19 protein-coding genes, 1 tRNA gene and 1 pseudogene are annotated in these 20,648 nt (G+C 66.5%); 4 read left to right on the top strand and 17 right to left on the bottom strand.

The genetic code is table 11. The features are described 5' to 3' along the window. Window positions 1-4 precede the first annotated feature (4 nt). The gene (locus NKK52_RS13565) at window positions 5-772 is read left to right on the top strand and encodes an NUDIX hydrolase (RefSeq protein ID WP_023685172.1); all 768 of its coding nucleotides are present in this window, start codon (window positions 5-7) and stop codon (window positions 770-772) included. On the opposite strand, the pseudogene NKK52_RS13560 reads toward NKK52_RS13565, so the two are convergent. The 4 genes and pseudogenes from NKK52_RS13560 to NKK52_RS13545 all read right to left on the bottom strand — a co-directional run. Next, window positions 714-950: pseudogene (locus tag NKK52_RS13560) on the bottom strand (hypothetical protein); the annotation flags it as partial. The gene NKK52_RS13565 and the pseudogene NKK52_RS13560 overlap by 59 nt on opposite strands. Window positions 951-1,079: 129 nt before the next feature. Then, window positions 1,080-2,297: an ABC transporter permease gene (locus tag NKK52_RS13555; RefSeq protein ID WP_023685173.1), complete on the bottom strand. Its 1,218-nt coding sequence runs from the start codon at window positions 2,295-2,297 to the stop codon at window positions 1,080-1,082. Further along, entirely contained in the window at window positions 2,294-2,998 is a 705-nt protein-coding gene (locus NKK52_RS13550) for an ABC transporter ATP-binding protein (protein WP_023685174.1), read from the bottom strand. The genes NKK52_RS13555 and NKK52_RS13550 overlap by 4 nt, the downstream gene beginning before the upstream one ends. A gap of 4 nt (window positions 2,999-3,002) precedes the next feature. Then, window positions 3,003-4,289, bottom strand: a complete 1,287-nt coding sequence (locus tag NKK52_RS13545; protein WP_023685175.1) for an efflux RND transporter periplasmic adaptor subunit — start codon at window positions 4,287-4,289, stop codon at window positions 3,003-3,005. 113 nt (window positions 4,290-4,402) lie between these two features. Here NKK52_RS13545 and NKK52_RS13540 point away from each other — a divergent pair, with 113 nt between their 5' ends. Both NKK52_RS13540 and NKK52_RS13535 read left to right on the top strand, forming a co-directional pair. Then, the gene (locus NKK52_RS13540; RefSeq protein ID WP_023685176.1) at window positions 4,403-5,311 is read left to right on the top strand and encodes a PhzF family phenazine biosynthesis protein; all 909 of its coding nucleotides are present in this window, start codon (window positions 4,403-4,405) and stop codon (window positions 5,309-5,311) included. A gap of 106 nt (window positions 5,312-5,417) precedes the next feature. Continuing rightward, window positions 5,418-5,493 (top strand) — tRNA-Lys (locus tag NKK52_RS13535). A gap of 169 nt (window positions 5,494-5,662) precedes the next feature. Here the strand turns inward: NKK52_RS13535 and NKK52_RS13530 are convergent. The 8 genes from NKK52_RS13530 to NKK52_RS13495 all read right to left on the bottom strand — a co-directional run bounded on the left by NKK52_RS13530 (window position 5,663) and on the right by NKK52_RS13495 (window position 12,474). Continuing rightward, entirely contained in the window at window positions 5,663-5,935 is a 273-nt protein-coding gene (locus tag NKK52_RS13530; protein WP_155923538.1) for a hypothetical protein, read from the bottom strand. A 250-nt stretch (window positions 5,936-6,185) separates the two neighbouring features. Further along, a complete protein-coding gene (cobT, locus tag NKK52_RS13525; RefSeq protein WP_023685178.1) occupies window positions 6,186-7,196 on the bottom strand; it encodes a nicotinate-nucleotide--dimethylbenzimidazole phosphoribosyltransferase in 1,011 nt (336 codons plus the stop codon). Window positions 7,197-7,220: 24 nt separating this feature from the next. Continuing rightward, a complete protein-coding gene (cobS, locus tag NKK52_RS13520; RefSeq protein ID WP_031194701.1) occupies window positions 7,221-7,988 on the bottom strand; it encodes an adenosylcobinamide-GDP ribazoletransferase in 768 nt (255 codons plus the stop codon). After that, a complete protein-coding gene (locus NKK52_RS13515; RefSeq protein WP_023685180.1) occupies window positions 7,985-9,298 on the bottom strand; it encodes a cobyrinic acid a,c-diamide synthase CobB in 1,314 nt (437 codons plus the stop codon). The genes cobS and NKK52_RS13515 overlap by 4 nt, the downstream gene beginning before the upstream one ends. Beyond that, window positions 9,295-10,107, bottom strand: coding sequence for a uroporphyrinogen-III C-methyltransferase (gene cobA, locus NKK52_RS13510; RefSeq protein WP_023685181.1), 813 nt, complete (start codon window positions 10,105-10,107; stop codon window positions 9,295-9,297). The genes NKK52_RS13515 and cobA overlap by 4 nt, the downstream gene beginning before the upstream one ends. Further along, on the bottom strand, window positions 10,104-10,868 hold the full coding sequence (cobM, locus tag NKK52_RS13505) for a precorrin-4 C(11)-methyltransferase (RefSeq protein ID WP_023685182.1): 765 nt from the start codon (window positions 10,866-10,868) through the stop codon (window positions 10,104-10,106). The genes cobA and cobM overlap by 4 nt, the downstream gene beginning before the upstream one ends. Then, on the bottom strand, window positions 10,865-11,251 hold the full coding sequence (locus NKK52_RS13500; protein ID WP_023685183.1) for a cobalamin biosynthesis protein: 387 nt from the start codon (window positions 11,249-11,251) through the stop codon (window positions 10,865-10,867). The genes cobM and NKK52_RS13500 overlap by 4 nt, the downstream gene beginning before the upstream one ends. Continuing rightward, the gene (locus NKK52_RS13495; protein WP_023685184.1) at window positions 11,248-12,474 is read right to left on the bottom strand and encodes a bifunctional cobalt-precorrin-7 (C(5))-methyltransferase/cobalt-precorrin-6B (C(15))-methyltransferase; all 1,227 of its coding nucleotides are present in this window, start codon (window positions 12,472-12,474) and stop codon (window positions 11,248-11,250) included. Before NKK52_RS13495 ends, NKK52_RS13500 begins: the two co-directional genes overlap by 4 nt. Window positions 12,475-12,628: 154 nt before the next feature. On the opposite strand from NKK52_RS13495, the gene NKK52_RS13490 reads away from it, so the two are divergent. Beyond that, a complete protein-coding gene (locus tag NKK52_RS13490; RefSeq protein WP_031247073.1) occupies window positions 12,629-13,387 on the top strand; it encodes a cobalt-precorrin-6A reductase in 759 nt (252 codons plus the stop codon). Here the strand turns inward: NKK52_RS13490 and NKK52_RS13485 are convergent. From NKK52_RS13485 to cobN, 5 genes are read right to left on the bottom strand one after another with little or no spacing between them, the layout of a single operon-like run. After that, window positions 13,351-14,115 carry a precorrin-3B C(17)-methyltransferase gene (locus NKK52_RS13485; RefSeq protein ID WP_023685186.1) on the bottom strand — a complete coding sequence of 255 codons (765 nt, stop codon included), beginning with the start codon at window positions 14,113-14,115 and terminating at the stop codon, window positions 13,351-13,353. The two genes, NKK52_RS13490 and NKK52_RS13485, sit on opposite strands and share 37 nt — an antisense overlap. Further along, window positions 14,112-14,885, bottom strand: coding sequence for a precorrin-2 C(20)-methyltransferase (locus NKK52_RS13480; RefSeq protein ID WP_031204327.1), 774 nt, complete (start codon window positions 14,883-14,885; stop codon window positions 14,112-14,114). Before NKK52_RS13480 ends, NKK52_RS13485 begins: the two co-directional genes overlap by 4 nt. Further along, window positions 14,882-15,514 (bottom strand): precorrin-8X methylmutase, encoded by a 633-nt coding sequence (locus NKK52_RS13475; RefSeq protein ID WP_023685188.1) that lies wholly within the window; start codon window positions 15,512-15,514, stop codon window positions 14,882-14,884. Before NKK52_RS13475 ends, NKK52_RS13480 begins: the two co-directional genes overlap by 4 nt. A gap of 2 nt (window positions 15,515-15,516) precedes the next feature. Then, complete coding sequence (gene cobG, locus NKK52_RS13470) at window positions 15,517-16,980, bottom strand: precorrin-3B synthase (RefSeq protein WP_023685189.1); 1,464 nt, start codon at window positions 16,978-16,980, stop codon at window positions 15,517-15,519. Then, entirely contained in the window at window positions 16,977-20,648 is a 3,672-nt protein-coding gene (gene cobN / locus NKK52_RS13465) for a cobaltochelatase subunit CobN (RefSeq protein ID WP_352629122.1), read from the bottom strand. The genes cobG and cobN overlap by 4 nt, the downstream gene beginning before the upstream one ends.

Genomic DNA, 20,648 nt, shown 5'->3' with positions numbered 1-20,648 from the left:
CACGGTGAGCTTCGACCTGCCGCGCAACGTCATCCTGCCCGTCGACGAAATCGACGTCCGGCTCGACCCCGGCCCGCATCCGTTCGAGCGCGACAACGCGCAGGCGATCACTGACAACTGGCGGCGTGAGGTTACGGCCAATCCGGCGCTGTTCGACGGCACGGTGGTGCTGCTCTCGGCGCTCGCCTGGCGCGACAACCGGATCGTCGGGCGTTGTCACGCGGTGAAGTACTCTACCTTCCTGCTGTGGCGAAAGAACCGGCAGGGGACGGGCGCCGAGCATGCCTATGGTCACGCCATGCTGGTCGCCGGCGACAACGCCCTGGTGGCGATCCGCATGGGCGCGCACACGGTCCCGGCCGGCAGTGTCTACTTCGCTGCCGGCTCGTTCGAGCCGATCGATTTTCGCGATGGCCGCGTCGATGTCGATTTCAACATGATCCGTGAAGTGCGCGAGGAGACCGGGCTTGACCTGACAGGCGCTGCGCGCGGCAAGCGCTACCATGCGCTGTCGACTTCGACCGGCACGGTCCTCTTCCGCCGCTACCACGTCGATGCGCCGGCCGACGAGATTGCGCGGCGCATCGGCGCCTTCGTCGCGACCGAGACCGAGCCGGAGATCGAGGGGCCGGTGATCATCCGCCACGCCGCCGACCTGCCGGAAGGGCTGGCACCGCATATGAAGCCGCTGGTCGAGTGGCATTTTGGCGGTGGCGGGGGCTGTTCTGCGCCGCCTTGCGGTCGTTGCGGGCGGCGACGAGGAACAGGATAACGCCGATGCCCAGCAATCCACCCATGACCATGCCCATCGTCTGGCCGACGACTGCCTGAAAATCGGCGGTGACACGATCGGGATTGGCCATGCCGTAGCGGGCGAGATACCACCAAAGTCCTGCAAGGGCGCCTTCGATGATCACCATCGTCAGAATCAGCCGCGCCTTCTTGCTCATTGCCACTCCTTGACCAGATGCTTTGCTCTAAAATTAGCATCGCAGACCGGACGACAACAAGTATTGCCGATGTCGACAAGCACCCATCCTTGTGGATAGCGGTTGGTTGCGGTGGAGCTGATCTGGCGCTTATTCGTGGCGCAGCGCGTCGATCGGGTCGAGCCTGGCGCCGCGCAGCGCCGGGAAGAAGCCGAACACCATGCCGATCAGCGCCGAAAAACCGACGGCGAGCAGGATGACCGCCGGGCTCGGCGCAAACGGTATGGCCAGCGTTGCCGAGGCGAGGCCGGCCAGCGCCAGGCCGATCAGGATACCGATAATGCCGCCGAGCAGCGACAGCACCGTCGCCTCGACCAGGAACTGGATGAGGATGTGCTTTTCATGCGCGCCGATGGCGAGCCTGATGCCGATCTCGCGGGTGCGCTCAGTGACCGAGACCAGCATGATGTTCATGATCCCGATGCCGCCGACCAGCAGGCTGACGCCCGCGACGGCGCCCAGCATGCCGGTCATGGTGGTGGTGGCGCTGGCCATGGCGTCGGCGATCTGGGTCATGTCGCGGATCGAGAAATCGTCTTCGCGGTCCGGCGTGATGCGGCGGGTGTCGCGCAAAATGTCCTCGACTCGCGGCTGCAATTCGGTGGTCGGGGTGCGGTCGTCGGCGGCGACGTAGATGTTGTCGATGTCGCGGTTGCCGGCGATGCGGCGCTGATAGGCGGCAAGCGGCATCAAGACGACATTGTCCTGGTCCTGGCCGAAGCCGGTATAGCCCTTGGGTTCGAGCAGGCCGATGATCTTGCACGAGGTGCGGTTGACGCGGATGATCTCGCCCTCGGGTTCGCCGGCGCCGAAGAATTGCTGGCGCACCGTTTCGCCGATCAGGCAGACGCCGGTGCCGGAGCGTGTTTCCGAATCCGAGAACGGGCGGCCCGACACCAGCTTCCAGTCGCGGGCGTCGAGATAGGCGCTGTCGGTGCCGGTGACGCCCGAGGTCAAGCTCTCGGTGCCGAAAATGACGCGGACTTGTTTCTGCGACGCCGGCGCAATGGCGCGCGCTCCGGTCAGGTGGGCTACGAGGGCGGCTACATCCTTGTCGGCCAGAGGCCGTACCGCCTGGTCGAGCCCGCCTGGTCCGCCGGTGCCTGCCGGGCGGCCGGAACGGACGACGAGCAGGTTCGAGCCGAGCTTGGCGATGTCCGACTTGACCTTGGCCGTGGTGCCCGAACCGATGGTCAGCATGGCGATGACGGCGGCGACACCGATGACGATGCCGAGCAGCGTCAGGAACGAGCGCAGCACATTGCGGCGGATGGAGCGCAGAGAGAGGCGGACGGTTTCCCAGATCATGACGCCAACTCCGACTTGGCCGTGTCGGACGCGACGTGGCCGTCGAGGAAGCGGATGGTGCGCTCGGCATAATCGGCGACATCGGCCTCGTGGGTGACCATGGCGATGGTCAAGCCGAGCTCCCGGTTCAGCCGCGTCAACAACTCCATGATCTCATGCGTGCGGGCGGTGTCGAGATTGCCGGTCGGCTCGTCGGCGACGAGCAGCGTAGGCCTGGTGACGATGGCGCGCGCGATCGCCACGCGCTGCTGCTGGCCGCCGGAGAGTTCGGCCGGCGTGTGGTGTTCGCGCCCGACCAGGCCGACCTCCGCCAGCGCCTGCATGGCAAGATCGCGGCGCTCGCGGGCCGGCGCGCCGCGATAGATCAGCGGCAGCTCGACATTTTCCGCCGCCGTGGTGCGCGGCAACAGATTGTAACCCTGGAAGACGAAGCCGATATAGAGATTGCGCAGAAGCGCCCGGCGGTTGCGGTCGAGCCGCCCGGCGTCGATGCCCATGAAGGAGTAGGTTCCGGCCGTCGGCGTGTCGAGGCAACCGATGATGTTCATCGCGGTCGATTTGCCCGAACCGGACGGGCCCATGATGGCGACGAATTCGCCACGCTGGATGGCGAGGTCGACGCCGGCCAGCGCATGGACCTTGGCTTCGCCCTGGCCATAGCTCTTCCAGACCGTGTCGAAACCGATGAGGCCCGCGGCCATGGCGTCAGCTCCGCAGCTGCGAGGTCGTGATAACCTCTGCACCTGCATCCAGCCCGGAGGTGATCTCGGTCAGTTCGCCGTCGGTGGAGCCGATCTTCACGTTGACCGGGTGCGGCCGGCCGTTCTCCAGCACATAGAGCGTGCGTGAGCCGTCGGTGGGCGCCTTCACCGGCTGGCGGCGGTTGCCGCCACGGCCCATGCGGCCGGTGAACAGATCGCTGAGGCTCCACGCGCGGGCAGCAGGTGCCGATGGCCGATAGCGAAACGCTGTTGAAGGCACGGTGAGCACGCTCTTGGCCTGCCTGGTGACGACCGAAACCGTGGCGGTCATGCCGGGCCGCAGCAAAAGCTCGTTATTGTTGACTTCCAACCGTGCATTGTAGGTGACGACGCCGTCGGTGGTGACCGAGGCGTAGGAGATGTCGCGGATCTCGGCGTCGAACGGCCGCTCGGGAAAGGCATCGACGGTGAAGCGTGCATGCTGGCCTGGTTTGACCGCGCCGATATCGGCCTCGTCGACCGCCGCCACCAATTCCATGTTCCTCAAATCGGCGGCGATGATGAACAGAACCGGCGCCTGCAGCGAGGAGGCGACCGTCTGGCCGGGGTCGACGGAACGCGTCAAGACGATGCCGTCGATCGGCGCATAGATGGTGCTCTTGGCAAGGTCGGTCTGCTGCGCCTTGAGATCGGCCTGGGCGATGGCGAGATTGGCCTGCGCACTATCGAGCGCCGCCTTGGAGCGGTCGCGCGTGGCAGTCGCCGCCTCGAGCGACTGATCGGTCGCCATGCCACGCCTGGTCAGTTCGGCCGCGCGGGTGAGGGCGCTTTCGTTCTCCTTCAGGGTTACCGTGGCGTCCTCGACATTGGCGGCAGCGGCCTTGGCCGAGGCTTCGGCGCGTTCGATCTGGACCTCGAGTTTCACCGTGTCGAGCGTCCCCAGCACGTCGCCCTTCTTGACCTGCTGGTTCTCTTCGGCCGAGACCGAGCGGATGATACCGGACAGCTCGCTTGAAATGTCGACCTGGGTGAGGGGCTGCAGCGTGCCGGTCGCCGAAACCGCGACGGTGAGGTCGGCAATGGTAGCCGGCGTGGTGGTGTAGTCGATCTTGGCCGGGGAGCCGGCAAACCACTGGTAGCCAGCCAACCCGGCGGCAAGTGCGATCAGCGCCAGCAGCGCGTAAAGCCAGCCACGACGGCGCGTCTTGCGCACACCACTCTGGTCAAGCCCAAGCGCCGCCTCGATGGCGGAATCCGATTCCGTCTTTGGCAGATTGACAAGCTGGTCCACGCCGGACCCCTATGAAAGCGTAATGTCCCTAGTTGTGCACAGATCAGGCTTGGTGGTTCGAATATCAAATTAAATTTCGGCCATGTTCGGATTGAGGCGGAAGGTTTTTCAAGATGCAGACCCGCAATTACTTGCTCTACGATGTGTTTACGACGGAGCGGCTGGCCGGCAATCCGCTGGCTGTCGTGCTCGACAGCCAAGGGCTGGATACAGCCGCCATGCAGGCCATTGCGCGCGAGTTCAACCTGTCCGAATCGGTCTTCGTACTGCCGCCGGACAATCCAAAACATCGCAACCGCATCCGCATTTTCACGCCCGACTATGAGATGCCGTTCGCCGGACATCCGACAGTTGGCGCCGCGATCGCGCTGGCCGAACTGACAGGCGAGGGCGAAGCCGGCATCTTCGTGCTGGAGGAGAATATCGGCCCGGTGCGCTGCGCCGTCAGCCGGCACGATGGCGCCACCTTTGCCGAGTTCGACCTGGCGAAGCTGCCGGAGCCGCTGAAGCTCGATGCCGACCCGGAGGCGATCGGCGCCGCCCTCGGGCTGGCGCCGCACGAGATCGGCTTCGAGAATCACCTGGTGTCGTTCTGGTCGGCAGGCGTGCCTTACGTCACCATTCCGGTTGCCAATCTGGAGGCTGCCGGCCGGATCAAGCTCGACAACCAGGCCTGGTCGGAACTGGCGCCGCGCAAGAGCGAATGGGCCTTCGCCAGCCCGTATGTCTATTGCCGCCAGACGGTGAACCATGACAGCGCTTTCCATGTCCGCATGATCGTGCCGGGCACGCCGTCCTATGAAGACCCGGCGACCGGGTCGGCGGCGGCGGCCTTTGCCGGCGCCATCATGCATTTCGATGCGCCCACCGACGGCATTTCGCAGCTGTGGATCGAGCAGGGGCTGGAGATGGGCCGCCCGTCACGTATCCGCTTGGAACTCACTGTCGAAGGCGGAAAACTGGCCTCCGCGCGCATCGGCGGCCATGCCATCAAGGTGGCGGAAGGCAGGCTGTTCGTGTGACCGCCTGCGGCAGTTCAGCGATTTGTCGGGAAATGATTCCGGCAGGGCTGGACAGGACCGGTATCGGCGGCTATATGCCCGCCAACGCCGGTTTTACCGGTCGAGTGGGTGCGTAGCTCAGTTGGTAGAGCAGCTGACTCTTAATCAGCGGGTCCACAGTTCAATCCTGTGCGCACCCACCAAATTTCTAGAAGAGTTGGTGGAAGACCTTGGAATGCCGGACGCGTTGACGCGCCTCGACATGCTGGGGCAGGTTTGCCTTAAACTCGGCGGCCGGTAAGCCGGTGCGCTATTTGGCGAAGGAGTGAAGGCCGCGCTGGATTAAGAAAAGCCCGGAAGCCGAAGCCGCCATCAATTAAAGCCAGTTTGAAACCACGGACTGGTGTCATACCCTAAGCGCGGATTATAATGATCCAGGAAGTTTTCGGCCCTATTTGACGGTCGCGCAACCACGGTGCCTGTCGATTTGCAATCCGGTTTCGCGGTCGGCTTGCTGCCAGCCTTCTTATGAGCTGTAGAACACGAGGTTGTAGCCTGAGCGGTGGCCACCTTTTTCTTCTCTTTCGCAGCAGCTGCTCCGGTAGCGGCCAATACTATTGCTACGCCAAAGACAACGAGTTTCATTGAAAACGCCCTCACCCTGCCCAATCCGTAATGATTGCGCCTGGTCACCGTTACGTCAATCACATTTTGTCGGCAACGGCGGCGAATAGTGCCAGTAAAAAGAGCCCACCACAGAAGCAGCGGGCCAACCCCCAGGTGGGGAATCTTTCAGCGGCCGTGCTGTTCGAGCCACCAGCCCGGAATGCCAGTGATCGGCCCGACGATGGTCAGTGAAGGTTCGGGCCGGCGCCCTCCCGTCAAATCGCTCTAGCTACTTCTCCGAAACACCAGCCTCGGCAAAGCTCGCCATGCCCGTGTGGCACTCCAGCGCCGAGCGGACGATGTTGACGGCTAGGCAGGCGCCGGAGCCTTCGCCGAGCCGCATGCCGAGGTCGAGTAGCGGCGGCAGGCCGAGCACTTCGAGCAGGCGGCGGTGGCCGGATTCGGCCGAGACATGGGCGGCGATGGTGTGGGCGAGGCCAGACGGGTGCAGCCGCGCCAAGGGCGCTGCCGCCGCCGTGCAGACGAAGCCATCGAGCAGCACCGGGACATTGTTGCGGCGGGCGGCGAGCGTGGCGCCGAAGGTGGCGGCGAGTTCTCGTCCGCCAAGGGCGGCGGCGATCTTCAGCGGGTCGGACAGCGCGTCGGCATGGCGCTTGAGGCCGGATTCAATGGCGATGACCTTGCGCTTCAGCCCGGCATCGTCGACGCCGGTGCCGCGCCCGGTCCATTTTTCAGCGCCGCCGCCGAACAGGGCGGTCGAGATGGCGGCCGCCGGCGTGGTGTTGCCGATGCCCATCTCGCCGAAACAGACGAGGTCCAGGTCTTTCGTCACCGCGTCATAGCCAGCCGAGACGGCGGCGAGGAAGTTTTTTTCGTCCATTGCCGGCACGTCAGTGAAGTCGCCGGTCGGATGATCGAGATCGAGCGGGATGACGTCGAGTTCCGCGCCGGCGATGCGGGCAAGCTGGTTGATGGCGGCGCCGCCGCCGGCGAAATTCGCCACCATCTGCACCGTCACTTCCGAGGGAAAGGCTGAAACGCCTTGCGCCGTCACACCGTGGTTGCCGGCGAACACGAAGACTTTGACGCGGTCGAGTTTCGGCATGTCGCGACCCTGCCAGCGCCCCAGCCAGGCGGCGAGAGTTTCCAGCCGGCCCAGGCTGCCTTGAGGCTTGGTCAGCGTGTCCTGGCGGCGGGCGACGGCGTTGGCGGCGGTATCGCTGCCGGCAGGCAGATCGAGACAGGCGGCGCGCAGTTCGTCGAATGATTTGAATGGCATGGGGAAGGAATCTCCGGGGAAGAATCAGGACAGGGAAACGGAAGCGACGAGCAGGACAGTGATCTCGCCCAGCTGCTGCAGGGCGCCGATCGTGTCACCGGTGTGGCCGCCAATCTGGTTGAGGCAGAGCGCGCGCAAGGCGCTGAACACGAGAGCGAGCAGGATCAGTGCGGCAAAGGCGCCGCCGAGCCCCAGAGTCAGAAGCGGGATGGCCCCGAGCACGGCGCCGAGAACAGCTGTCTGGGTCGAGACGGTCCCGGCGCCGGCAGACAGGCCGTCACTGCGCGCCGCCGGCGCCAGATGCATGAACGCGCCGAGCAGGCCTCGCGAGGCGGCATGGGCGGCGATCAGCGCGAAGAGAACGCTTGTCGGATCGGCCAGTTGCGACAGCGCGCTCCAGCGAATGAGCATCGACAGGCCAAGCGCCGAAGCGCCATAGGCGCCGATACGGCTGTCGCGCATGATCTCGAGTTTTTTATCGCGCGTCTTGCCGCCGCCAAAGCCATCTGCGACATCCGACAGCCCATCCTCATGCAGGCAGCCGGTGGCGAGCAGGGTTGCTGCAAGCGCAAGTGCGGCCGCCGGCCCAGCGGCGAGACCGAGCTTTACCCCGATGGCGTAGACGACGGCGCCGACCAAAGCGACCGCGAGGCCGGCGGCAGGCGCCGCCCAGATCGCATCGGCCAGGCTGCGGCCACGAAAGTCGAAGACCGGCAGCGGCAGCCGGGTGAAGAAGACGAGGCAAAGCGCGACGTCGTCGAGCGCTTGCCGGGGTGAGGGCACGGCGGTCATGCACTCCTCGCAATGGCGTGGAAGAAGGTGCCGCTGACAAGGCCGCGGCGATAGCCGGAGGCGCCGAGCGGATTGCCCTGGCCATCGGCTAGGTCGGCCAGCGGCTCGTCATTGCCGGTGGCGATCATCTGCGCATAGTGGAATTCATGGCCACGGATCAGCGCGCCTTGCGGCCCCAGCGGACAGGCGGCGCGCAGGCGTGCCTCGCGGTAGCCGAGGTTCATCTTGCGCTTGGCAAAGCTGGTGGAATGGCCGAGCAGGCCAAGCATGGCGTGCGTCTCGCCGGCCGCGTCCTCCAGCGCTTCGCCCAGCACCATGAAGCCGCCGCACTCGCCATGGATGGGTTTGGTCTCGGCAAACCTTGCCATGACAGCTCGGAAATTGGTCGCCGCCGCGAGGCGGCCGGCGTGAAGCTCGGGATAGCCGCCGGGCAGCCAGCAGACATCGCAATCCTGCGCCGGTGCTTCGTCGGCGAGCGGCGAGAACGGCACGATCTCGGCGCCGGCCTGACGCCAGTGGGCGGCAACGTGCGGATAGAGGAAGGTGAAAGCGGCATCTTCGGCGAGTGCGATGCGCTGGCCGGGCGGCTGCAAGGCATTTTCGAAACTGCCCGGTGACGGCGAAAACGGCGCGGCCAGCGCCATGATGGCGTCAAGGTCGAGGGATTTCTCGACCATGTCGGCGAGGCGGTCGAGATGCGTCATCAGGTCGGCATATTCGCCGGCTTGGACGAGGCCGAGATGGCGCTCCGGCAAATTGAGCGTGGGATCGCGCAGGATGGCGCCGACGACCGGCAGGCCGAGCGCTTCGATCGCCTCGCTGCACAGCTTGCGGTGGCGCTCGCTGCCGAGGCGGTTGAGCACGATTCCGGCCATGCGCACATCGGGATCATAGGTGGCAAAGCCCTTGGCGACGGCGGCCGCCGTCGTCGACTGTCCCGAGACGTCGAGCACCAAAAGCACCGGCAGGTGGTAGAGCCGCGCCAGATCGGCGGCCGAGCCGGTGCGGCCTTGTCCGGCCGGGATGCCGTCGAACAGGCCCATGGCGCTTTCGAGGAAGATAAAATCGGCGTCCTCGGTGGCATTGCCGGCCAACGCGTTGAGCAGGTCAGGCGACATCGCCCAGCTGTCCAGGTTGACGCCGGACAGGCCGGTGGCGGCGGTATGAAAACCCGGATCGATATAGTCGGGGCCGGACTTGGCGCCGCGCACCTTGATGCCGCGCCGGGCGAGTGCGCGCAAAATGCCGATGGTGACGCTGGTCTTGCCGGAGCCGGAACGCGGCGCGCCGATGATGATGGCGCGGGTCATGCGTTACCCGCCAGTGCCGCGCGCATGGCGACGATGCCGCCGACGACAATGAGGGCCGGCGAGGCCAATTCCGCCGCGGCGGCCGCTTCGGAAATGGTGGCGAGTGTCGCGACGACGGTCCGCTCCTGCGGTGTCGTCGCCGAAACGACGACAGCCGCCGGCGTCGACGGCGCCAGCCCGCCTTCGAGCAGCGACGCGGCGATAACAGGCAGATTGGCCATGCCCATATAGATGACCACCGGCTGGCCGGTGCGGGCGATCGCGCCCCAGTCGAGATCGTCATCTGTGCCGGCGGCATGACCTGTCGCCAGGATGATCGCCTTGTTGATGCCGCGCATGGTTGCGGGAATGCCGGTGGCGGCCAGCGCGCTCAGCCCCGATGTCAGGCCGGGCATGACGCGGAAAGGGATTTTTTCGCGCGCCAGCGCCAGCGCCTCTTCGCCGCCGCGGCCGAAAATATAGGGATCGCCGCCCTTCAGCCGGACGACGCGGCGGCCCTCGCGTGCCAGCCGCACCAGCAAAGCGGTGATATCGTCCTGCCTCATGGACGGTTTGCCGCCGCGTTTTCCTGCAAAGAACAGCTGGGCATTGTCCGCAACGGCGACAACGTCAGAGGAGACCAGCGCGTCATAGACCACAGCGTCGGCCTCGGCCAATGCCGCCAGCACTTCCAGCGTCAGGCAGCCGGGATCGCCGGGGCCGGCGCCGGCCAGCCAGACATGGCCCGGCTCAAGCCGGCGCGGCTTGAAGTTCAGCCGGGCAAGGGCCTGTTCGAGCGTGGTGTTTTCGCTTTTGGTCTTGCCGCTCACAATCCGTCCCGTCCCCGGAAACGCCGCTGGTAGTGGGCGTCGTACAATGAACTCTCGCCAAAACCTTCCGCTGCCAGCGAGCGGCCGACGAAGATGATCGCCGTGCGCTCCATCGGGTCGGCGGCGAGCAGTGCCTCGATCGTGGCGAGCGTGCCGGTCAGCACGTGCTCGTCCGGCCATGAAGCGCGAAAGACGATCGCCACCGGGCAATCGCCGCCATAATGCGGCGACAATTCGGCGACGACTCGGTCGATGGCGTGGATGGCGAGATGAATGGCCAGTGTGGCGCCGGTGCGGCCGAAGCCGGCCAGCGTTTCGCCCGGCGGCATTTTCGAGGCGCGGCCGGAGACGCGGGTCAGCACCAGGCTTTGCGCCACCTCGGGAATGGTCAGTTCGCGGCGAAGGGCTGCGGCTGCGGCGGCGAAAGAGGGAACGCCCGGCGTCAGCGTGTAAGGAATGCCGTGTTTTTCCAGCCGGCGGATCTGCTCGGCCACGGCGCTCCACACCGAGAGGTCGCCGGAATGCAGGCGGGCGACATCGTGGCCGGCCTGGTGGGCTGTCACATATTCGACCTCGATTTCGTCGAGTGACATCGGCGCCGTATCGATCAGTTTGGTCCCCGGTGCGCAGTGTTGCAGCAATTCCGGCGCGACGATCGAGCCGGCATGCAGACAGACCGGGCAGCTTGCCAGCAGCTTGGCGCCGCGCAGTGTGATGAGGTCGGCGGCGCCGGGACCGGCGCCGATGAAATGCACGGTCATGGCGCGTCTCCGCTGATGGCGATGGCGCAGGTGACCGGGCCGAGCACGGTGCGTGGACCAAGCAGCTTTGCACCGGGGCCGGCAACGGTAAGGGCGGAGGCTTCTGAGACGGAGGGTGTGCCGGCGAGATCCTGCGAGAGATCGGATTTGCTGAGTGCCTCCGACGAGACGGCCTGAAGTGCTGCGTCATCAACGATGATGACGGGAAGGTTGAGCGTGCGGCCAGCGGCAGAGATCGCTTCTTCGTCTTTCTTGAGCGCGGCGGTCGCCAAGGCCGACAGCGCCGTTATCGCCAGCCCGTGCGCTTCGAGGGCGGTTTCGATCGCCGCGAGCACGTCTTCGACGCTCACGCCCTTCCGGCTGCCGATGCCCGCCACCATCATGGCTTCACCCAGCTCCACTGGGTGACCGGCATGGCCGGGCGCCAGGCCTGCATCGAACCGACAGGAGAAGCGCGGGAAATGGTGATGCGGGTAAGGTCGCCGCCGCGCTTGATGTGCTCCGCGAGAAGCAGCGCCTCCATCTCCAGCGTCACCGCATTGGCAACGAGACGGCCACGGGATGGCAGCGCCTTGATGGCGGCGTTCAGTACGCCGGCGTCGCTGCCACCTCCGCCGATGAAGATCGCATCCGGCGTGTCCAGCCCGGCCAGTGCCTTGGGCGCCGACCCTTCCACCACGACAAGACCGGGCACGCCGCAATGCGCGGCGTTGCGGACGATGCGGGCGGCGCGGTCGCTGTTGGCCTCGATGGCGATGGCGCGCATCGAGGGGTGAGCGAGCATCCATTCGATGCCGATGGAGCCGGAACCGGCGCCGATGTCCCACAGCAATTCGCCACGCCTCGGCGCCAGCGCCGCAAGCGTGATGGCGCGGATGTCGTGCTTGGTGATCTGGCCGTCGTGCTCGAACAGATGGTCGGCGCGGCCAACGGTCAGCGGCAGGATGCGGGCCTCTTGTGTCGATTCAAGCTCAAGCGCCAGCACGTTGAGCGGATTGATGTCTCTGAGATCGAAAGCGTCGGCACGTGCCGAGCGAAGCTTCTCGTTCGGTCCGCCCAGCGCTTCCAGAACGGTCAGCCGCGAACCGCCGAAGTCGAGCTCTACAAGCAGGCGCGCTATTGTCGCTGGTGCGTCGCCGTCCGATGTCAGCGCCAGGATGCGCGCCCTGGGATGCAGCAGCGGCCGGATCAGGTCGAGCGGCCTTCCATGCAGCGAGATCGTCTCGATGTCCTGCAACGCCCAGCCGAGCCGGGCGGCAGCCAGCGAAATCGCCGATGGCGCGGGGATGACATGCATCTCTTCAGGCTTGACCTTGCGGGCAAGGGTGGCGCCGACCCCGTGGAAGAATGGATCACCGGAGGCGAGCACGCAGACGCGCCGGCCGGCCAGCGCCAGCACGTCTGCCATGCCGGCATCGAATGGCACCGGCCATGGGCGCTGCTCACCCTTGATGAGCGAAGCCACCAGCGCCAGATGCCGCTTGCCGCCGAAGACGGTCTCGGCGTCAGCGATCTGCCGCTTGGCCTCGTCGCCGAGACTCGCTAAACCGTCCTCGCCGATGCCGACGATTGTAAGCCATTTTGGCGTGGGCTGTTTTTTTGACATGTCGCGGCGCCCCTCATCCGCCTGCCGGCACCTTCTCCCCGTGTAGTGACGGGGAGAAGGGAGACGCTCCGGCGCTGACGCCTCCCTCTCCCCGTTCTTCAGGGGGAGAGGGTAGGGGTGAGGGGCAGCGCAGACGCTGTTCAACATGGTGCTCATGAAGAAGATTCTGATCCTTGGCGGCACGACAGAAGCGCGCCAATTGGCCGGAAAACTGGTGGAAGATTTCCTCGTCACTCTGTCGCTGGCCGGCCGTACCGAAAGCCCGGTCGCGCAAGGCGTGCCGGTGCGCAGCGGCGGCTTTGGCGGCGCCGACGGGCTGGCGGCCTATCTCAAGGAGACGCGAACCGATCTGCTGATCGACGCGACGCATCCCTATGCCGCGCGAATTTCCGCCAATGCGGCGCAAGCCGCGCGCACTTCGGTTGTGCCGATCCTTGCTTTGCGCCGCCCTGGCTGGGAGCCAATAGATGGCGACCGCTGGACGCAGATCGATACGACAGGCGATGCGGTGCACGCGCTTGGGTCGCCGCCGCGCCGTGCCTTCCTGGCGCTCGGCCGGCAGGAGGTCGCGGCTTTCGAGGCGGCGCCGCAGCATCATTACCTTGTCCGCAGCGTCGATCCGGTCGAGCCGAAACTGGCGGTGCCTGATGCGACCTACCTGCTGGCGCGTGGGCCGTTTCGCGAGGCGGATGAACGCGCGCTGCTCGAGGAGCACCGCATCGATGTCGTCGTATCCAAGAACAGCGGCGGCGAGGCCACCTACGGCAAGATCGCGGCGGCGCGGGCGCTCGGTATCGAGGTGGTGATGGTGCGCAGGCCCATCCTGCCGGAGGTGCCGTCGGCCGAAACTGTCGAAGCATTGGCCGCGATGATCGATCATGGTCTCGACCCCGTCGCGGAACGCGGTGTGTAGACCAGCGCCGGTTTGTCACCGCGCTTGATGATCCTTGTCTCCGGCGAGCCGATGATGATGCAGGTCGCCATGTCGGCCCTTTCCGCCTCGACATCGGCCAACAGAAAAACCTCGATGCGCTCGTCCGGGCGGCCGGCGGCGCGGCCGAAGATGACCGGCGTGGTGCCGGGCAGGATGGCGCGCAGGCATTCGAAGGCACGGCCGAGCTGCCAAGGGCGCGCCTTGCTGATCGGATTGTAGAGCGCGATGACGAAGCCGGCGCCGGCGGCAGCGAGCAGGCGCAGTTCGATCAGCTCCCACGGTTTGAGATTGTCGGATAGCGAGATGGCGCAGAAATCATGGCCGAGCGGGGCGCCGATGCGGGCGGCGACAGCCAGCATCGCAGTGATGCCCGGCACGACGGCGACATCGACCGCGCGCCACTCGGCCGGACCGGCCTCGATCGCCTCACAGACCGCGGCGGCCATGGCAAAGACGCCGGGATCGCCGCCGGAAACGACGGCGACGTCATGGCCCTCGGCGGCCTTGACCAGCGCGTCCTTGGAGCGGGCGAGTTCCTCGCGATTATCCGAGGCGACGCGGGTCTGGTCCGGGCGCAGCTCCAGCCGGTCGAGATAAGGCTTGTAGCCATAGAAGAACTTTGCCTCGGCGACGGCGCGGCTGGCTTGCGGCGTCACCTGATCGGCATTGCCGGGCCCAAGGCCGATGACGGTGAGGCGGCCGCTCATGGCTTGGCTCCCATAACGCCAGGCCGGCCGGACCAGCCGGCGACCAGCACGATGGCGAAATAGGGGGCCTTGTCGTCCGGCTTGTCGGCAAGCTTCATCGAGATGCTGCCGGCCATGGTGCCGCGCTCGACATAAACGGCGCGGGCGAGCTTGCCGGTGGCCTCCAGCGCCCGCCTGATCTTGGGCAGATTGCGGCCGACCTTCATGATGACGGCGGCATCCGTGTCGGCGAGACGGCGCGTCAGCTCGAACTCGCTCATCGTGCCGGGCAAAACCGTCAGGACATCGTCGCCCTGGACGATCGGCACGCCGGTCTGCGACCAGCAGCCGGACATGGCGGTGACGCCGGGGATGACCTCGGTCTGGAAGCGATGGGCGAGGCGGACATGCAGGTGCATGTAGGAGCCGTAGAACAGCGGGTCGCCTTCGGAGAGCACGGCGACCATGCGGCCGGCTTCGAGGTGTTCTGCGACCTTCTCGGCCGACTCCTCGTAGAAATCGGTGATCTGCGAACGGTAGTCGTCGTGATCCTTGTCGATCTCGGTGGTGACGGGGTAGAGCAGGGGCAGTTCCAGCATATCCGGCCGGAAACGCGCCTCGACGATGGCGCGCGCATTGCTGTTGTTGCCGCGCTTGGCGAAATAGGCGACGACATCGGCCTCGGCCAGAACGCGCGCGGCCTTCAGCGTCAGCAGCTCGGGGTCGCCAGGCCCCGTGCCGACGCCGACAAGACGGCCTTTTGCCAGATCTTCTTTGACGGCTGCGTTCACAGGCCGGGCCTCGCCAGCGAATTGAGGGCGGCTGCAGTCATGGCGCTGCCGCCAAGCCTGCCGCGCACGATGGCGTAGGGTACGCCATAGGAATTCTCGGCCAGCGCATCCTTGGATTCGGCGGCACCGACGAAGCCGACCGGCATGCCGATGATGGCTGCCGGCTTCGGCGCGCCGTCGCGCAACTTTTCCAGGAGATAGAACAGTGCCGTCGGCGCATTGCCTATGGCGACCACCGAACCGGCCATGCGCTCGCCCCAGAGGTCGATCGCGGCGGCCGAGCGGGTGTTGCCGATCTCCTTGGCGATGTCGTGCGTGCGCGGGTCGCGCAAGGTGCAGATCACCTCATTGCCGGCCGGCAGCCTGGCGCGGGTGACGCCATGCGAGACCATTTCGGCATCGCAGAAGATCGGCGCGCCGGCCGCCAAGGCGCTGCGGGCGGCGGCGACGAAATCGCTGGAGAAAACAAAATGACTTGATGCTTCGACCTGGCCGCAGGCATGGATCATGCGGATGGCGACATCGGCCTCGGCTTCCGAAAAGCGCGACAGATCGGCCTCGGCGCGGATGATGGCGAAGGAGCGCTCATAGATGGCGTTGCCGTCATGGATGTAGTCGTAGGCGGCCATGCTTATTCCTGTCGGTAGCTTTCGGCGATTGCCGCCGGCCCGAGCCTTGTCAGGCAAGCGGCGGCGGTTTCGCCCTGAAATCGTGCGCTGCGGACCATCGCCGCGACGCGACTGACGCCGCGTGCGGCGTCATAGCCCGGCCTGTAGCCCGCAGGAAGGGCCTTTGCCGTCGCGTTCACGACAAGTCCGGCTCCGTTTTCGCCGCCGACCAATGTCAGCGCCGCCGGACCGGGGTGCGCGCAGCCCTTGGCGCAGCCGGAAATGTGCAGTGTGAAGTCGAGACTATCGGTCATTTCGGCGGCGATTGTCTCGGCGATGTCGCGCGTGGCGATGCGGCCGGAGGCACACGCAGGGGTGCCGGGGCAGGCGGCGATGCGGGTGCGCGGGTCGGCGGCGGTGGTGACGAAGCCGAGCGCGGTGGCGGTGGCTTGCAGGAGGTGGTTTGCGGACGATGGTTGGCCGAGGAAAAGCAAGGCGCGGCCGGGGGCGAGGCGGATTTCGGCGACGCCGAGGGACAGGGCGCTTTGGGCGAGGGCGATGAGTTTTTCGGCCGGCATGCTGCCATAGGGGAGGGCTATGCCGAGAGCGGTGGTGTCGTTGGATAAGGGGAAAAGACCGATAGGCCAGCGATCCTGCACACCCCCCTCTGTCCTGCCGGACATCTCCCCCTCAAGGGGGGAGATTGCGTCTTCGTGGGCGATTTCGCCAATTTTCAGCGTCGAAAGTGGAGAGCCGCCGGCGACCCTGCTGATCTCCCCCCTTGTGGGGGAGATGTCCGGCAGGACAGAGGGGGGCGCGAAGGAATGCCAACCTGCGAGAGACGCTAGCTGCCTCTCCGACAAATCCCTCGCATGTGCCTCCCGGCCTTTCTCCGCGGTCATCCTCAGCACAGCAACCGCAATATCGCGCGCCGCATCCTCATCGGCCGTCGCAAGCGGCCTCGCGCTTTGACCGTCGCCGGCAACAGACAAAGACCACATAACGTTGCCGCCCACCCGCACCGCCTTCAGCCTGACATCAGCCGTCACCCCATCCATCGTCAACTGCCCGCCGCCATCGACAACCACCGAAACCTTCGGTCCGAGCCTTGGCGTCAGCCCAGCTTCCTCGACCGCAGCCCTGATCCGCTCAGCCAAAGCTCGCGGATCGGCAATCTCCCGCGGATCGATGCCGGCCAGCGGCCCGGTCTCGACCGGCACGCCGGTACGCACTGCAATCCCCAGTGCATCGACCTCCGCCGCCAACAGCACCGCACTCTCCGCTGTCAGCCCGCGTATCTGCAGGCTGCCGCGCGCGGTCACTTCCATGATGCCGTTGCCGTGGCGCAAGGCGGATTCGCAGAGTCCGATCAGCGACTTGGGGGAAAGCCCTCCAGCAACCGGGTTGAGCCTCACCAGCAGGCCGTCGCCGGTCTGCATCGGCGCCGACAAAGCCGGACAGGCGCCGCGGCGCGAGAAGGCGTTCATACCGCGACCCCGAGCGCCTCGGCCTCGGCGATCAACGCCGCGAGATCGTCGTCGATCGAGTTGCGCAAGGGATGCCACAGCCCACGCCGGCGCGCCGACAGGAAGCGTTCGGCGATGACTTTGGCTGCGGCCGGGTTTTCGCGCAGGATGAAGGCGCGGGCATCGGGAGCACCGACATAGGCATCATGCACGGCCTCGATCAGCGCGCCTGAAATGGCGTGCGTGGTTTCGGCAAAGCCGATGAGGCGATCGACCGTCTCGGCGAATTCCGATGCGCCGCGCGGGCCGTGCCGCATCTGGCCGGCGATGAAACGCGCATTGACGGCTCGCGCCCGCACAACCCGCGACACAGCCTCGCCGACCGAGCGCGGCTTCGGCTTTTGCGGGTCGGTGGTGTCGAGCACGATGACGTCGGCATTTCGGCCCAATGCCGCAAGGGCGGCCGAAAAGCCGCCGATGAAGGCGACATCGGCGGAGCCCTCGAGAATATCGCGGCCGGGATCGTCGCCGGTGTGGACGAGCAGATCGGCCTCGGCGATGCGGGTCTCGAAAGCGCCGGGGGAGGCAATGCCTTCGCCCTCGGCGCCGCCATAGGCATGCGATGTCGCATCGAGATAGGCGCGGCCGATTTCTTCGCGCGCGGCCCAGTCGCCACTCGACAACAGGTCCTCGACGCCGGCGCCATAGGTGCCGGGCGAGGTGCCGAAGATGCGCGGGCCGATCTTGCCATCGGCACGGGTTCTGGCGGCGAGCGGGTTTTCCGAATCGTCCTCGTCGCGCGCGGCAACGGCGTTGGCAGCGGCGTCGATCAGCGCGATCTGGGTCGGGAACATGTCGCGGAACAGGCCCGAAATCCGCCAGGTGACATCGATGCGCGGACGGCCGAGCGTGGCCGGCGGCAGCACCTCGATGCCGGTGATGCGGCCGGTGGCACTGTCCCATTGCGGCCGGCAGCCCATCAGCGCCAGGCCTTGCGCGATCTCCTCGCCCCCGGTGCGCAGCGAGGCCGAGCCCCAGAGGTCGATGACCAGAGAACGCGGCCAGTCGCCATGTGACTGCATATAGCCGCGCACGACCTCTTCCGCCGCCGATCGGCCCAGATCATAGGCGGTCGGCGTCGGCATGGTGCGCGGATCGGAGGTGAAGAGATTGCGGCCGGTGGGCAGCACGTCGGAGCGGCCACGCGCAGGCGCCCCGGCCGGGCCGGCCTTGACGTGGCGGCCGTCGAGCGCCGCCAGCAGCGCGGCCTTCTCGGCTTCGGCGCTTTGCCGGCGCATGGCGTCGGGTTCGTCGTCTGGCGCGCGGCCGTAAATATGCAGGCCGTCCTTGATGGCGAAATCCTTGAGGTCGCAGAGCCAGGCGTCGATGCGGCGCAGCGCCTCGTCGGGCGCATCGGTTCCGGCGACGCCGGCTTCGGAGGCGAAGCCGGTCTTTTGCGCCGTGTCGACGATCAGCTTGGCCAGACGATCGCGGCGGCGGCGGTCGAGGCCGTCGGCCTGGACATATTCGTCGACGAGGCGTTCGAGCTTGTGCTGCCCTTCGTCTAGGCCGGCACCGGTCAGCGGCGGCGGCAGATGGCCAAGCGTGACGGCGGCGATACGCCGCTTCGCCTGCGCCGCTTCGCCGGGATTGGAGACGATGAAGGGGTAAATGACGGGCAACGAGCCGGTGACGATCTCGGGGAAGCAGTTTTGTGAGAGCGCTACCGTCTTGCCGGGCAGCCATTCCAGCGTGCCATGAGCGCCGACATGGATGAGAGCATGGATGCGGAGCGATTTGCGCAGCCACAGGCCGAAGGCGATGAGGTCGTGGCGGGGAGGGAGCGTCGGGTCGTGGTAATCGGCGCGGCGGTCGGCCGAGCGGCCACGGTCGGGGGCGAGAGCGACAGTGATGTTGCCGAAGGCGGCGGCGCGGAAGGGGAAGCCGCTCTTGCCCTCCCCCTTGTGGGGAGGGTGGCCCGCAGGGCCGGGTGGGGGTGGTGCACCGCTACCCCCACCCCGTTTCGCGCCATCCGCTTCGCGAATGTCGCGAACCGACCCTCCCCACAAGGGGGAGGGTGAAGGGACGCCCCATGCCGCCTCGACTGCAGCCAGTGCCTCAGCCGGCAAATCCTTTGAGAAGTCCAGATACTCATCCAGCCCCAGCCCACCATCGCTCCGCTCCAACGCGTCCAGCAGCGCACGCGGCGTTTCTGGAATCCCGTCAACGCGATAGCCCTGCTCCTTCAGGTCATGCAGCATGGCCAGCACGCTGGACGGCACATCCAGGCCCACTGCATAGCCAGTGCGGCCGGGCGCGCTCGGATAGTCCGGAATGAGGATCGCCAACTTACGCGTCGCGCGGGGCGTCTGCTGCAACCGTGTGAACGCCGCTAGCCTGTCCGCCACTTGCGCCACGCGATCCGGTTCCGGGCGGTTGGCGAAGGCGCGGTGGCCGAGCGCCGGGTCGGTCTCGCTCTCGCCCTTGAAGGAAATCGCGCCGGCGAGGATGCGGCCGTCGAGTTCGGGCAGCACGACATGCATGGCGAGGTCGGCGGGCGCCAGGCCGCGCTGGTTGTTGTCCCAGACGTCGCGGCGGGTGGTGGCGACGATGACCTGGAAGACGGGCACGCCGGCGCGGTCGAACAAGGTTTCGACGCCCGGTTCGGCGCCGGATGCGAAGGCGGTTGCGGTGATGATGGCGGCGGGGTTGAGCGCGGCCAGAGCAGTTTCGACGAAGGCCAGGGAGGTCGGGTCTTTGAGGCTGGAGACGAAGATCGGGACCGGTCTCATGCCGCGCTGGCGGAGTGCATCAAAGAGAGCATCGATTGGCGCGACATCGGCGGCCAGCAGCATCGAGCGGTAGAAGAGGATGGGGATGATGGGAGAGTTGATGTTGTCTGCGCCGAGTTCCCGCCCACCCCCCTCTGTCCTGCCGGACATCTCCCCCGCAAGGGGGGAGATTGATCTGTCGTCAACGGTTTCGCCAATCTTAGATGACCCAGACAGCTTCCTGTTCAACGGGGCCGAAGAGGAGCCGGCTGTGGTGACGGCTGATCTCCCCCCTTGAGGGGGAGATGTCCGGCAGGACAGAGGGGGGTGTGACGGAACGCCGACATCGGCAAATTCGACCACGCCGCAGCCAGGCTCATAAAACCCGGCTTTCGGCACGCTGACCGGCTCAGCCGCCGCCGCATCCTGCCCAGCCAACCCCGCCAGCCGCTGCATCAGCGCTGCCATATTCTCCGGCCCGCCCTCGCGGAAATAGCCCAGCAGGCCGTCCAGCTCCGCGCGGGGCAGCGTCGAGGCTTCGATCAGCCTGAGATCCTCGTCGTGGCTCTCGCCCGGCAGCAGCGCCAGCTTGATGCCGTTCGCACGGGCAGTCGCGGCAAGCTGGTCGCAGCCATAGCGCCACCAGTCGTAGCCGCCGAGGATGCGCACCAAAATCACCTTGGCGTGGCGGGCGACGCTGTCGATCCAGAGGTCCACGGACATGGGATGGCGCAGGTCGCGCAGCGCCGCCAGCCGCATCGACGGCAGGCGGGCGGCATCGGCCTTCCACGCCGCCGCGAGGCCGGCGAGGTCGCTGTCGGTGAAGGACAGCGCCACGATATCCGCCGGCGTCTGCCCGAGATCGACGGGCTCGGCGAGATCGTCGAGCGAGGCGGATGTGGTGGTGAGTATATGCAT

Source organism: Mesorhizobium sp. C277A, from assembly GCF_040324395.1.
Classification (GTDB): Bacteria; Pseudomonadota; Alphaproteobacteria; order Rhizobiales; family Rhizobiaceae; genus Mesorhizobium.
Note: the sequence above shows the minus strand (reverse complement) of the source record. Positions and strands in the feature narration are given on the sequence as shown.